Origin of the sequence: Mesomycoplasma ovipneumoniae, assembly GCF_035918255.1 — a bacterium.
Lineage (GTDB): Bacteria > Bacillota_I > Bacilli_A > Mycoplasmatales > Metamycoplasmataceae > Mesomycoplasma > Mesomycoplasma ovipneumoniae_A.
This window is the reverse complement of record NZ_CP142136.1, coordinates 225,939-241,308: the sequence shown is the minus strand read 5'-3', so window position 1 is coordinate 241,308 and position 15,370 is coordinate 225,939. Positions and strand designations below refer to the sequence as shown.

The window sequence follows — 15,370 nt, the reverse complement described above, 5'->3', positions numbered from 1 at the left end:
CGGAATTAATAAAAAATAAGGTTTTACGATAAAAAAATACTGATTTACCGTTATTTTTTCATATTTGTATTCACTAAAAAGTGAATTTTTGCCTTCAAACTGGGAAACTCAGGATATTCACTAAAAAGTGAATTTTTGTCATCAAACTGTCAGACTCAGGTATCTACCCCATTTTTTTAATAATAAATAAAATACCAGAAATTACTGGTATTTTATTTATTTTTCAAGTTATTTGAAAATTAAATTAGATTAAAAATTGCAAAATTTATTCCTTACCATCTTCAGGAGTTACAAAATTGACCTTAATATTCTCAACATCAAAAGCAAACTGGAAGGAATTTCCTGATCCTGCCCTAATTCGGTTGATGGTTCAAAAAGTGTCTACTTCCATAATTGGAATAATTGGTGAAAATTCACGAATTATTTTCTCAAAAACCAAGACAAATTCAAAAACTCTATTCTGAGTTCAGCCTTCACGTCTTTCCTGAGGAGTAAAAATTGCATTAAAGAATGAGTCAATTCTGTTGTTATATTCATCTAATGACTCAGAGAATTCTGGAACTAAAATTGGCTTATTATTATAATCGGTAGCAGGAATTTTTTGATCTACATCAAGGTAGACTTGTTTAAAAATAGGCTTTCCTTGGGCGTCAACTTTCAATTTTCGGGTAATTAGTTCTTCAAATTTCTTTAAAAAAATGTCAGAAATTTCGAGTCTTTTAGCAATTTCAGCCCTTTGCTCAGGTGAAATTTCATTTCACATTTTTCAATAAGTCATTGAAGAAGCTGGATTTGACTCAAGTCCAGAAAATTTATTATCACTTGGCGAAATTTCATCAGTGTTGAAAAACGCTTTTATATATGAATGAGGTTGAGAACCACCGATGTTGAAAAAGTCAATGTTTTTCATTGTTAAATCAAAGTCACCAGTTGAAAGTCTTTGTTGGTAAATTCCATCAGGAAGTCTAACAGGGTCAATTTCGATAAAATTATTCGTATTTCGGGCTAAAATGTCCTGCAGACCGATAGCAACTTTTTCTTCGGCATCATCTTTATAAATGAAACTTAGTTTAACTTTTCTAACAGTAGGATTATTTTTTTTGAATCTTTCAAGGAAAAAATTTGCAGCTTGCGGACTATAAGAAGTGTCAACTCGCGGAACAGATTCAAATCAAACCCCTTTTGCTAAATGTGAGCCATAATTTTGGGCTAAAACTGGAAATTCAACTTGTCTACCACTTGAGTCTAAAAGTTCTGAACGGTAGTTTCTGTTTTCCAAAAAGGTCTCTAAGGGATATCCCCGAGCTGTTAAAATACTGTCAAAATTAGTTCAAGTTGTCTGTGGAAAAGAGTGGTCAAGACCGTATAAATTGAGTAAATCAATCCGGTTTATACCATAAAAAATAACTTTTCGAAGATCTGAATCTTGAAGATATGATTTTCCTTTTTTGACATTGTCCAAATTAACTTGAATTCCGATTGTCCCATATCCGGTTTGTTTTTCCATGTATTTTCTTGTTTTTTCTTCTGATCAGAATTTGGACTGAAATGTTGAAGGAATTTTAGTTTTTGCAATATAGCCATCAAGGAAAAGTGAAGATAAAAGTTCAGGTTGTTCGGCAAAAAAGACTTTAATTTTGTTAGGAACAGTTTTATCTGATGAATAATAACTTTGTTTTTTTGTTAGAATCATTGAACCTTGTGAACCTAAATTAAGTTCAGAAATATCAAAAGGTCCGTTAGTTAAAAATTTCGATAAATCGGTACCAAAATTATTAATTCCACCAGCATGAATCTCAACAAATTCACGGTTTATCGGGAAAAATATATCAGGATAAACGATCTGTCTGTACAAGTTAATGAATTTTTTTGCTGCTGAGTCTTCAAATTGAATTCTAAGTCCATATTCGTCCCCAGGCAAAAAATCATATCTTGGAGTTAAATTAGGACCGTCAAAAATTTGTGAAGGGTCTAAAAATGGGTTTTTTGTTAATTTAATTACAGATCTTTGCCCATTTTCGACAACATTAATTTCAGTTGAATTAGCACTAAAATCGGGATTTAAAGACAAGTTAGCTTGAACTAACTCAACAGCTTCTTTATTGGTCATTTGTTCAAAAATTTGACCTGTGTACATTCCAAATTTTCGCGCTTCTTCTCTGAATTGAGCAACATATTCTTCATCACCTTCGTTTTGTGATTCAAAAACTTTTTGGTCAAAATCAAGACTAACTTTACCGGTTTTTTCGTCTTTTATGTATCTTTTTTGACCAAAGGGATTTAGATAAGGATTTCCAAATTTTGAGACATAATCCTGTTGTAGTGAGATCATTCTCTGGGCATTTTTAATGTTTGTTGAAAGAACTTTAACTAAATTAGGTGAAGCGACATTAATATTTAGTACATATAAAATATAGTCAATAAAATTTTGGGCAATAACAGGTTGATTATTTGACCATCTTGAAGCACCTTTATTTAGAAAAATTGAGGTTGAAACGATTGATTGAGAAGCGTTTTGAATTCCAATAAAAGATTTTGAGCCACCACTTGAAGGAGCTATTGATCCAAGTGCCAAAGAAAAATCGCTAATTGGATAAGAAGAACCATCAGCACTAATGCTTGTAGGATTTTGAAGAATTTGATCTGCAGATGCGCTTTGAAGATTTGTGCTATAAAGTTCAAAGGTAATTGCAGGCAAATTTAGTTTTGCCCCATATGAATTTGAAGCAGATGGACCTGGTTTTACAAAAGATTCAACTAAAGAATTGAGAATTTGGTGTGAAGAATTATTCTTTACATAATTTAGAGTATTAATTGTTGTTGTTGAAACTCCAAAGTCAAATTCCTGCCGATTTCTTTCAAGAGCAGAAGCACATGAAAGCAAGAAAAAAGTGGGTATTGCAAAAAAAGTGTTTAAAATCAGTAACTTTTTAAATTTATTCATATTAGCTCCTATTTAAATTGAGGTCTGATTACAAGGAATGTTTGATTTGATTTTTGTTCAATATATGTTGGTGCTAAATTGAAGTTTTTACCATTTTCAGCAAGATATTTTGAATTTCCTAATGTAAATAAGTCTTTAATTTCTTGCCTATTTTCATCTGAAAAGTAAATTCTGAATCTTTTTAGACCGTCAATTCCTGGTCTAAGAAGTGCATTTTTGAACTCACCGATAATTGACCAAGATGAAATTCATGAGCTATATCCTTCGTCTTTTAGCGTCCATTTTGTTGATAAATCAGCTTGTTTTTTTAGATAAAAAATGTTATTTGTAGAATCACTCACTAATTTGATGTAGAATTTTTGGGCTGTTTGTTCATCTTCAAGAGTTAAATATTTAGCTTTTTGGGCATCTTCATTTTTTAGAAAACCTCAAAAGGCAACTTTATCTTGTTTAGAATCACGCCAAATTCCTGAAAGCGATCTTTGGCCAACACCTTGAGTTTTGAGAGAATAATACCAAAAGGCTTCTGGTCTGTTTGTTACTTTTTCACCTTTTAGGTTAGTTATTCGAATAGTTTGATCCTCAACAGGTTCCAAATTGTCATCATACAATTCTCAATTTAGCACTTTTCTTTGGAAGCGATCTTTAAAAAATCCATTATTTGTAGAAATATTTTGATTTATATAGCCATTTCTTCAACGAAGATTTCCAACAACCGGTTGAATATTTGCTCTACTAAATGTTTGTGAATCGCCAAGTTCACCTTTGTAAGCTGAAAGTACTCGAGATAATTCAATTGAAGTTTGAGCAAAAATATCATCTTTTTGGCTTTTAATTTTGGCATTAACTTCCTGAATTCTTCCTTGATTTTCGATGTTTTTTAAGGTTTTATCAATGAATTTTTTAGGTAGTTCTTCACTTTGGATTTTTTCAATTTCGGCCTTTTCTTGCTGACTAAACTCAAGAACTTGATCATAAAGTTGTTTTTCTTGTGCTTTTTGGAAAGTTTTTGTTAGGTTTTGGTATAAAGTATTTAAATTTTCAGAATTTTTTGAAGTTACATAATTAGTCAAAAAATAGTTAGTAAATGGACTAATTAAAGTTTGAGAGTATGCCTGGGCGATGTCAAAAGCGGGAATGAAATTTTTAATCCATTTTCTCGTATAAATTGCGTCAACAAAATACTCATTTCCAGTATTAGATTCAGAGATATTTTTATAACCTGGCATAATATTATCAAGCGTTTCGTCACTTGGAGAATAATGAATTTGAACATAGTCTCTTGTTAAAGATTCGGGAAAATTATAGACATAATTACTGAAAAAATCGTCAGGTTTTGTCTCAAATCTAGCTGAATTTTTTGACCGAAGTCATGACAGTTCAAGATCTGTATTCATTCGTTGGAATCGTTGGAATAAGCCATCAATTGTGTAGTCAACAACGGTTTTTGTCCCTACTAAATATTGCAATTTAAACAAATCAAGGTTGGTAGCTTCAATATTTTTTTGTTCCAAAAAGCCTTTGATTCATCTAAATACTTCTGAGTTTTCAGAGTTATTTAAATCTGAGTCAACGAAAGATTCTTCATCTAAAACCAAAGAATTTGTTTCATCAAAACCTGCAAAATCAACCCCTCTAATTTCAATCCTATCAAAATTTGTTAGTTTCCCAAATTTTGTTGACGGTAAAGTTGCTCGTGTTTTTCGGGCAAAATTTTTAAATCCCATAAAACCAACAGATGATAAAAATAGGTGATCAATATTTTTGTTATCTATTTTTGTATTTTTGATTAACAAGTTTAGAGTTGATTGCTCAAAGGCTTCCATTAAATTGTTCGCAAATTTTTGCAAATTTTGTTGTAATTCTTCACGAGAAATATTAAAAATTGAAATTAATTGTTCAATTTTTGAGTCAAATTTTTCACCTTTAGTTCATTTAGGCGCTGGATTTCCAGTTTGATTTTCTTTAAATTTGAAATTTTTAGACAAATTATCAAAACTATATTTATAAAGGTCAAACTTGGAATTAACATAGTCAAAATCTCAATTTCTAACAAATTCACCGTTAATTTTTGAAATTTTAAGAGCAAATGGATCAATTGAAATAAATTCTATAAAATCTGAAGTTGATGAAAATTCTGTTTGTTTATTTTCGTTTTGATATCCAAAATAATTATTTTCATAATCAAAACCAAAAACAGTTTTATCTCATGCATCGAGGTAAATTTTGGATTTATCAATTGTTGTACCTGAAACATTAAATTTAAAATCTTCAGCAATTCCAAAAAGTGGCTTTTGAGCAGTCACTTGTGAAAATTTTAAAAGATTTCCAAGAGGTGAAGTCCAACGTTCTGATAATTGTTTTGTATGGTCAAATTCGCTTTGATCAAGAACATTATCAATTTTAGTTTGAGTTTGAACACCGGTATAAAAGTCATATTTTGGATTTTGATAGTATTGATTTCCATTTACTGAAATGATTTTCCCAAAATATGAACTAGCAAAAATCGGACCATTAGTTAAAATACTAAGATTATTTTGCTGTGTTTGTGGTAAATCATTAAAATTTTCTAATGTTACAAATAACTGACTAGGAGAAATACTTTGCCCGCTTTGGTCGGTGAATTTTATAATTTTATCTAAATTTTTATATAGTTCAGAATTAAGTCTTAAAGTAAAGAGTCTAGTTAAAATTCCTGCTCCTGCTGCCGAACCAGAACTTGTACCGTTTTTTGAAAATGCCTCAACTAAAGTTTGGAAATAAATAGTGTATAGCCTTTCAAGAAGTGAGACTATTTGGGGTATTTTTGAAAAAAGTGAGTCTTTAAAACTCGAAATGTTGCTTAAATTTGCATGTAAATCTGAATCTTTTTTGCTAGAAACGTTAAGCATTGAGTTAAGAATCGGTTGAAGTTGGTTTTGTAAATTAAGTGTTGTTCTGAATTGTTCAAAAGCTTGGGAAATTTCATTATTAGAGGAATCAGGTTGAACTCCCTTGAATAATTTGAAAAAATCAAGGAATTTAAAGCCGGCATTTCTTTCTTTATCTAATAATTCCCTTGCTAAATTCGCCACACTATCGGGAATGTTAGGCAAAAGTTGAATTTCTACCAAAAATTTTGACAAGTCAAAAACTGAATCTGGAATTTCAACACTGGCTTTTAAATTTTGAGGGTTTTCACCGATAATTGTGCCAAAAAATGCTTGATTTTCAACGGGGTTGTGCAAAATTGAATCAAGTGTTTTTTCAAAAGCTGGACTTGAAGGTGAAAATCTAGTAAATGATTGAGCACTTGAATCTCACCCATTATCGCGAAAGTTTTTAACTATGTTAGCCTCAAAATTATTCTGAATTTCACGGATTTTTGCCTGTAATTCACCGAGACTTTCAGGATTTTTGAAAGTTAAAGGATCAATTACTGGCTTACCATTTTCGTAAAATAAGTGAACTTTTAAATTTTTAAAAGTTCTTCGGTCAGAACTTGGCTCAAAATCAGCGACATGAATTTTACCTTGTGCGTCAAATTGGATTTTATTTCCAGCTCCATCAGTTAATGAATTAGCAAAAATGCCTTGAATATCGTTAGAATTTATAAATCCTTTTTGGTTTTTAGCCTCTTGATTTGATTCATCTTCAGTAAATTCTTGCGAAGTTGAATTTCTATTTCGGAAGAATTTAGAAGCACCTGAAATTCCAGGATTTATTGTCCCTGAATCTGGATCAATTGAGTTTAGAAGAAAAAGATCATATAATTTTAGTTTTCGAATATCTGCAGCAGTTTTAAGCCCATCAATAGTTTGTAGGAATCTACGAGATTTTTTAGAAATTAACTTATCAAGATCTTGATTTTCTTTGGCGCCAAAAATTTCAGATTCATCCTCAAAGTTATTTTCGCTGTCAAAGCTAAAATTTGGATAAATTCCTTTATCTTCAGGGTTCAAACTTGGAGTTGCTTTTCGCAAACTTAGACCAGAAGATCTTGCATTAAGATATTGTTGAAGAACTTCAAAATTATAAAAAGACTGCAAACTTATTCCGGTATTTGTCGAAAGAGCATTTAAAACAACATTTAAATCTGGATCAGAATTGTCTTGGGCATAATTTAGAGTTTGATGGTGTCCGTATTCATGAGCGCCAACATATTTTAAATAGTTAATTCCGGTTGTTTTAAAAAATGGTGAAGATGCTTTTAAAAGCGCGATATAAGGAATTCTTGATGAATGCGAATAACCAATAAATTCGCCTGTTTTTGTGGTATATTTTTTTAGTCCTGTGTTTGGGTCAACTTCAGAATCAACATAAGTACCAACAAGATTTTCGCCATTTGTTGATTTATGTTTTAAAACTTTATCAATTAGTCCATCAAAAATTTCACCATAAAGTTGATAAACTTTTACTGTTTGTCCGTCTTTTAGAGTTTCTATTTCCTGAATAACCTTTGGAATTGCCCGGTTTTTTCAGTCAACAGCAATTTTAAAACTATCAAATTCTTCAAGACTTTGAGCATAATTTGGGCTTGATGGGTCTAGATTAAATTTGATTGTTTTTGTTGAACCTTCAGGGTCTTTTGGATCTGTTAGTTCAACTTCTAATTCATGATTTGATAATTTTTTGACTGACTTAATTTGGTATGATGATCACAAACTAGCATCAAATTCAGCCAAAAATTCGTTTTGCGCCTCAATTGAAGGACTTTCAGTACCAGATCCAAGTGGAAAGAATAGCCTATTTTCAGGGCTTTTTTGATAAATACCAATTGTTTTCCCAACTGGGTGATTTATATTATATAGGTCATAAAATCCGTTTTTAACAATTTCATTAACTTTTTCGGAAATTTTTGTAGCTAACTCAGCAGCAATAAGTGTTGAAATATCAGGATTTACATTTTGGGTTAGTATAAAATCAGTTGTTCTTTTACCATTAGCAGGAGTTTTTTGGTCTTCAGAGGTTGGATCAGGCTCAAGACCTTCAAGGTCTAAAGAAAGAACTCCGCGCGGTACATTATTGTCATCATTTTTCAAATCAGACCTAATTGTATTTAAAATATCACGTATTTTATAAGTTTTTTTAAAATCTTCGGGAAATTTGAAGCTATAATTTTTAAGTAACTGAATTTCCTTTTCATGCGCAAACATGAGAATTGCGAGTTCAAATTTTTTCTGTACATCCTCAATTGTTTGGCCTGCATTATTAAAAACCAAAAAATTCTCTGGCTCTTTAATTTTTTCTAATTTAGCTAAAATTTCTTGATCTTCAGGAAATGAATTTTTTAAAATTTTAACTAAATCATAAAGATAAATTGTCTCATTTTTAACAAGATCAGTGGCTGGAATTCCAGCAATAACTTTGGATTTGTCATAATTTGCTAAAACTTGTTGTTGTGGAATTTTTTCAAAATATTCATCAAGTGATTCTTTTGAAATTGCATCATGAAAAATTTTGTAAGTTAAATTGTCAAGTCCGTTACCTTTTCCAGCTAATTCTGAATAAATTGGAAATGAACCAAAAAATGAATCAGGATAAAATTCTATTTTTGCTTCTTCTTTTCGAACAGCTGAATGTTGACCTAATAATAAGTTATTTCCTGACCGTGTTACCCCTTTTTTGAGCGCAAAATGTTGTAATGTCAAAGCATCAGGACCTCAGGAAACATTTTTATTGAATCATTTAGCATATTCAAAAAACTCTGAAGGTGAAATAGCATCCCAATATTCATTAACAAATTTCATAACCCCTAATTGTAGTTCAAAAATTGGAGTTTGACGGTTATATGTTTGGGCAAATCAGTCTGCAAATTCTGATTCTGAAAAAATTCTTTTTTCAGATTTAATATTTGAATTTAAAAAAATACCGTATTTGCCGTCTTTATTGTCTTCTAAAGGTGCAAAAGTTGCAATTTTTTCACCTTGGGCATTCAAAAAATTAGCATAAACTAACTCATCTTGTTTAATTTCATTAATATTGTCTGAGGCAACATCAAGATTGTAAACTCCAAGTTCGTTATTATTTGCATAAAGTTTAATTCCACCGATAATTCCGCCGGCCGTTGTCGCAAGTCCGCCGCCAGCAAGCAGATAACTGATTAAAATACTAGTTTTTTTCATAATTATAGTCTCCTAATTTCCAACGTTTTACTTCAGAAAAAGTGGCTAAAATATAATGGTTATTTCCTAAATCAATCCACTCAGGTTGGTTTGATTCTGAATATTTATGCATTTTTGGATCATAAATAAATCCTGCAAGTGATTCACCTTTTGATTCAATTGTCGGGATTGATTCAATCAATGATTTTGTATAAGGGTGTAAAAATTTTTGGGTTATTTCTTTTGTTGGGCCAATTTCTAAAATTCGACCTCGATAAACAACAGCAATTCGGTCTGAAATGTATTCAACCATTCGAAGATCATGAGAAATGAAAAATATTGTTAAGTTGTATTTTTCCTTTAAATCTTTAAAAATGTTGATTATTTGGGCTTGAATTGAAACATCAAGTGCCGAAATTGGCTCATCAGCAACAAGAATTTTAGGTCTAAGTAATAAAGCACGGCAAATTCCAATTCTTTGTTGTTGTCCTCCTGAAAATTCTAATGGAAATCTTGACAAAACTGAACTGTCAAGTCCAATTGAGGCGAGCATGTCTGTAACGTATTTATAGGTTACATCTTTTGTCGGTTTTTCCAAAAAGTTCTTTAAAAATAGAGACTTTTTTTGGATAAAGTCAACAATATTTGGGTGAATTGAGCTAATTTTTTTAAGGTAATTTATTAAATTAGCAAATAAATCTGACACTGAAATTTGGGTTGTGTTTTTGTAAAATTGATCGCTAATTTGATTGATTAAATTTTGGGGAATTTTTTGGCTTTTAAGAATTTTTACTAGATTTTCAAAGGTATTTTGGTAATAATGTTGTGAAAATAACTGTTTTATTGAACCTTTTTTTCGCTGTTCGAGGTTGACTATTCCTTCGGTAACTACATCATAAATATTTTTATAAGGATTAAGTGAAGAAAGTGGATCTTGGAAAATCATTTGCACATTTGAAACTAGTTCATCAAGAATTTTAGCGCGGATTTTACGAGTATTTTTTGGTAATTCTAAATTGTTAATAGTGATTTTCCCAAAACTTCGAGGAACCAAACCTGCTAGCGCAGAACCGGTTGTTGACTTTCCTGAACCAGACTCACCAACAAAAGAAAGAACTTCACCTTCATAAATATTGAAACTTATGTCATGAATAACTTTGTTTTTTCGGTTACCAGTTCCATAGGTAATATCGACATTTTCAAAGCTAACAATTGGTTTTTCGCCGCTAGATTCAAGCATTTTTTTAACACCAGGAGTTAATTGACGCCAAGTTTGGCGGACAATCTTACCAAAAAAATATGTGTTTTTTTCAAGATAAAATTTAGAATTATTGCTCATTATTTTGCCTCATTTTTTGAAATTGGAGTCATTTTTGGTAAATAATTTTTGGTGGCATAACTTTTGGTGCTTTTGGATCAAGAAGCGCTGATTTTATACGGTGAGTTGGACTTATTCTATAAAATTTTGGTTCAACAAAAAAATCTTGTTCTAAAGCATAATCATTTCTAACCGCAAATGCATCACCGACAATTGAATTTAATGAAGATGGAACTACCCCACGAATTGACTGTAAACGATCACCTTTATTTATGTCAGGCATTGAAGTTATTAGCCCTCAAGTATAAGGATGTCTTGGATTTAAAAGAATTTCGTCTCTTGTTCCTTCTTCAACAACTTGACCAGCATACATAATTGTGATGTAATTTGCAAGTGAAGCAACCACTCCTAAGTCATGGGTTATAAAAATGATCGTAATTTTTAGTCTTTTTTGCAAATCACGGATAATATCAAGAACCAAAGCCTGAACTGTTGTATCAAGTGCTGTGGTCGGCTCGTCCATAACAATAATTTTGGGCTCAAGTGAAAGAATTGCTGAAATGACAATTCGTTGAATCATCCCACCTGAAAGTTCATGAGGATATAATTTCATAACCATTTCAGGATTAACAATTTTTGTCATTTTTAAGTATAAAAGTGCTTTTTCATAGGCTTCTTTTTTATTTTTGACAATTTTATTTAACAGCATTCCTTCCATTATTTGTTTACCAATTTTTTTGGTTGGATTCAAAGTTGACATTGGATTTTGGAAAACAGCAGAAATTATTTTGCCCCGATAATTTGAAAGTTCTCAAGCACGAAAGTCAAAATTGTGAACTGGATTGTTAAATAATCTTATTTCTCCTGATTCAACAACAGCATTTTCACCAACAAGCCCATAAAGACAAGAAGTAATTACCGATTTTCCTGAACCAGACTCGCCAATTATTGCATGAATTTTTCCTTCATAAAAATCAATTGAAGCATTACGAATTACAATATTTCGGATTGAAGGATTAGCTGGATTTACAAAGGATAAATTTAAATTTTTAATTTGCGCAACAATTTTGTACTTTTTATCGCCAATTTGTTTGTAGAGAACATTTTTAGAAAAAGCTTCAAAATCAAAATGCGAACGGTTAAAACTTGTGTGTCAATATTGTTGAATTCTGTTTAAAATAGCTTGGATTTTATAGGATTTTTTTGATTTATAATGTTTTTTTATGTTAACTTCATAAGCCAAAAATTCTTCTTTAAGTTCAAGGAATTTTTCTTGATATTGTTTTTTATCCAATTTTTTTTGTTCTAAAAGTTCTAAATCTTTTTTAAACTTTTCTAAATTTTTTGCTAATTTATAACACAATGCTGGATTCTCGGCATTTTTGCAATCAGAAAATTTGGCCAAAAAATAAGAAATCATTTATCTTTGCCTCCTTAGAGCGTCTTGAACTGAATTTCCGATCATTTGAATTGACGAAGTTAACAAAATTAAAAAGAATGAAGGAATTAAAACATAGCGAGGATACAAGGTTACAATTGGAATTCCTGAATTAATTGCATTTCCTAAAGTTGGAACATTCGGTAATGAAAGACCAATAAAAGCAAGACCAGTTTCACCAAGAATAGTACCTGGAATTACAAAAACAATATTTGTAATTAAAAGCGGAATAATTACTGGCACAAAATTAAGGAGAATTTTGTAAGAAGGAGTCCCTAAAACACGTGAGGCAATTACTCATGTAAAGTTTCTAGCTCTTTTTATTTGGGCACGAACTTGATTTGCAAGACCGATTCAGCCAGTAAGTGAAAATGATAAAACTAAAACTCAAAAGCTCGGGCGTAAAACTAATGTCATCAAAATAATTACTAAAATTGTCGGTATATTTGAAATTATTTTAATAATAAAGGTAAAAATTTTGTCAAAAAGGTCAAAATTACCCATTAGTGTTCCAAAAAGAGTTCCAAGTGCAACATCAAAAAGCGCAACAATAAAACTTAAAATTAATGAAAATTGCAATCCGTGTCATAAAAATGCCCAAACATCACGACCTTGAGAATCAGTACCTAAAATAAATCCTTGTGTAAAATAGTTTAAATTTTTCATATTAGGTCGAAGTTCAGTTGGCGATCCGGTTGTAAAAGGAATAATAATCGCTAAAATTAGCATGAAAATAATAGTAACAATTCCAAAAACACCTGAAAAGGAACGGGAAAATCTGAGAAAAACCTCATAAAAATTATTACGCGGCTTGCCAAAATAATTACGATCAAAACTTTTTGACTGAGCAACCATTAATTTTCACATTTGGTATGAAAAGGGTTGCAAAAATGGATTAGGTTTTAAGTTTTGGTCAATATATTTTTCAATTGACGGAAATTGATTCATTATTTTGCCCTCCTTCTAATTCGCGGATCAAGCAATTCGTAACTAATATCACGTAATGTATAAGAAATTATTGTCAAAAGTGAGTAAATAATTACTAAGAAAAGAATAATATTGTTATCTTTTGACTGAATTGCATCAATCATGATTCCCCCAGATCCTGTAATTAAAAAGATTTTTTCAACAAAAATTGATCCAATGAAAGAACCTAAAACAACTAAAGGGAAAAAGGTTGCAATTGGGAAAAGTGATGCCTTAAGTGCGTGAGTTCAAACAAAACGATTTCTTGTTAAATTTTTTAAATATGCAAATTTTGCATGCATAGAATTTAACTCATTATTAAGTTCAAATCGAATGTATCGCACATAACTAATTACAGATCCAATTGAAAGGGCGATTGCAGGTAGAACAAAAGTTGAAAAATCCTGTATATCAAAAATATAAGGAATTCCGGCTTTTTGACCAAAAATTAAAAGAAAAATTGCAAAAACTAGCGAAGGAATTGAAGAAAAAATCGCTATTCAGACTGTCGCTAAATTGTCAAGAAACTTTCCTGGATTTTTTCCAACAGCAATCCCAAGTGGAACTCCAACTAAAAGTGTCAAAATAACTGAAACAATACCTATTGAAAAGGATGTAAAAAACCTTTGCCAAATAAAATCACTAATTTCTACACGGGGTCTAAGACTATATGAAATTCCAAAATCAAAATTGATAAAATTTCAAAGGTAGTTGAAATATCTTTGCGCTTGGGGCAAATCAAGTCCATAAAGTTGTTTTTCCGCTGTTTTTTGAGCCTCATTTAGACCATCAAGAAAACCTGGCTCACCTGGAATTGAGTCAATCAAAAGAAAAACTAGGGTTGCAACAATTCAAGCCACTATTATAAATTCGAAAAAAATTTTTACAATTTTTTTCGAAAAACGGAAAAAAAACGAGTCAAAACCCATATACTTTAATAGTGGATTTTTCTTTTTCTTTGTTGGCGGAATAGTATAAATATAATTATAATCAATATTTTTTGTGCTTATGCCTTGGATTGAAGGACTTGCACCTATTTTTAACAGATCTCTGCGATGTTCACCATCATTTTTTAGCGTCATTTTTTTCCTCATTATTTAGTTTTAAATATTTTTTAAATAAAAAAACGGGTTTTTGGCCCGTTTTCAAATTAAATTTAATATAATTTTTAAAATTTTACAAAATTAAATTTGAAATGGGCGAGTTTTTAATATTTTTAAAAATATTTTTATTTTTGTATGAATTAATGGATTTATAAAAAACATTGAAAAAAGAATATGCAAAAAAACTGATTTTTTTAGAAAAAATCACTGATCTAAACTGTCACATATTAAAGATATTTAAAGTGAATTGCATATTAATTTCCTTATTACATAAAATACAACTAACATTTTAACACAAAAAGTAAAAAATTAATCAAAATATTTTTTTTTTTTTTTTTTTACAAAAATGATTGTCTTATGTAAAAAACCTAATTTTCGTATTTGCAAAAGCTTTTTGATTAGTTAAATTCATAATCAAATTTAAAATTATCACTTTCAAAATCAGCAACACTGCCTTGATATGGAATAGCAAAACTTTGAATAACAACTCGAAAAATAGGGTCTACGTGTGAAATTTGAAGCGGACTTTCGGGTATTTTTGGATTTGAATCAGAAAAATTAAAACTATAATCAGCAACAGATTCAGGTTGGTCAATATTATTAATTAGCTGTAAATCATACTCAGAATTTAAATTATCTTTTGAATTAAGTCTAATTCTGAATGGATTTTCTAAACTTTGATTGTGTCAGTGAAGCCTTAAAATAGGGGTTGGATTTGTGTTTGGGGCGCTTAATTGTCATTTTTTATCAGATTTTGTGCAAGTTTTTTCATTAGTTTGAAGATTTGAACTGCTAAGAGGGGATGAAAAAATAAATTTATAGGCATTAATTAAAAGATAATTCTTATTGTCTTTTTGAATAATATTTGGTTTTAATAACTTAGTTTCAATATAGCGCCAATTTTGGGGAAAAATTTTTGAAATTATTTTATGTTTTTCAAAATTATCTTGATCAGAATCATTTAATAGGTTGGTATTTTCGTCATTTATTTTTTTACCCGAATAAACTGCGGATGTTTTTTGAAAAATATTTTGCAAAAAATTTGGATTAGTTTCCTCAGATGAGTCAAAGTTGTCCTGAAAAGCTAAAATTCGATTTTTATTGTCAAAAACAAAACTTTTTACAACATTAGAAGAGTAAATTTTGCTTTTTTCCTCGGGCAAAAGATTAATTAAGCTAGGTTTATTTAAAAATCATTTCAACCTAATAGCATTTACTTCCGAAACATAAAGATCAAATGAACGTGGCTTACGTTTTTGGAATTCATCCTTGTTTTCTGGAATTGGAATAATCACTGATGGAATAGAAGGAACATCTGTTTCTGTTTTTGGTTGAGAACAGGAAATCAAAAAGATTGGCAAAATTGCTAACCCACTGAAAAATTTATAAATATGTTTTTTTATTGCCACCAAAACCTCGCTTTTTAATCATTTTTTAGCTTTTTCAATCTTTTTTGAAAATTAGAGGTCTAATATTAAATTTTAGAAGTTATTTTTATCAGGTTTTTACTTTAATTTA

Annotated in this window: 7 protein-coding genes; all 7 read right to left on the bottom strand. The window is 30.3% G+C overall.

What is annotated here, in order from left to right; genetic code table 4:
* Positions 1-265: 265 nt before the first annotated feature.
* The 7 genes from U3G01_RS00940 to U3G01_RS00910 all read right to left on the bottom strand — a co-directional run bounded on the left by U3G01_RS00940 (position 266) and on the right by U3G01_RS00910 (position 15,261).
* The gene (locus tag U3G01_RS00940; RefSeq protein WP_255030819.1) at positions 266-2,944 is read right to left on the bottom strand and encodes a hypothetical protein; all 2,679 of its coding nucleotides are present in this window, start codon (positions 2,942-2,944) and stop codon (positions 266-268) included.
* A gap of 8 nt (positions 2,945-2,952) precedes the next feature.
* Positions 2,953-9,048, bottom strand: coding sequence for a PDxFFG protein (locus U3G01_RS00935; RefSeq protein WP_255030818.1), 6,096 nt, complete (start codon positions 9,046-9,048; stop codon positions 2,953-2,955).
* Positions 9,035-10,366 carry an ABC transporter ATP-binding protein gene (locus U3G01_RS00930; protein ID WP_255030817.1) on the bottom strand — a complete coding sequence of 444 codons (1,332 nt, stop codon included), beginning with the start codon at positions 10,364-10,366 and terminating at the stop codon, positions 9,035-9,037. The genes U3G01_RS00935 and U3G01_RS00930 overlap by 14 nt, the downstream gene beginning before the upstream one ends.
* Positions 10,356-11,765: an ABC transporter ATP-binding protein gene (locus U3G01_RS00925; RefSeq protein WP_255030816.1), complete on the bottom strand. Its 1,410-nt coding sequence runs from the start codon at positions 11,763-11,765 to the stop codon at positions 10,356-10,358. The genes U3G01_RS00930 and U3G01_RS00925 overlap by 11 nt, the downstream gene beginning before the upstream one ends.
* Positions 11,766-12,731, bottom strand: coding sequence for an ABC transporter permease (locus U3G01_RS00920; protein WP_010321053.1), 966 nt, complete (start codon positions 12,729-12,731; stop codon positions 11,766-11,768). It abuts the gene before it with no gap.
* Entirely contained in the window at positions 12,731-13,831 is a 1,101-nt protein-coding gene (locus U3G01_RS00915) for an ABC transporter permease (RefSeq protein ID WP_255030814.1), read from the bottom strand. The genes U3G01_RS00920 and U3G01_RS00915 overlap by 1 nt, the downstream gene beginning before the upstream one ends.
* A gap of 419 nt (positions 13,832-14,250) precedes the next feature.
* A complete protein-coding gene (locus U3G01_RS00910) occupies positions 14,251-15,261 on the bottom strand; it encodes a hypothetical protein (RefSeq protein WP_326564852.1) in 1,011 nt (336 codons plus the stop codon).
* Positions 15,262-15,370: the final 109 nt, after the last annotated feature.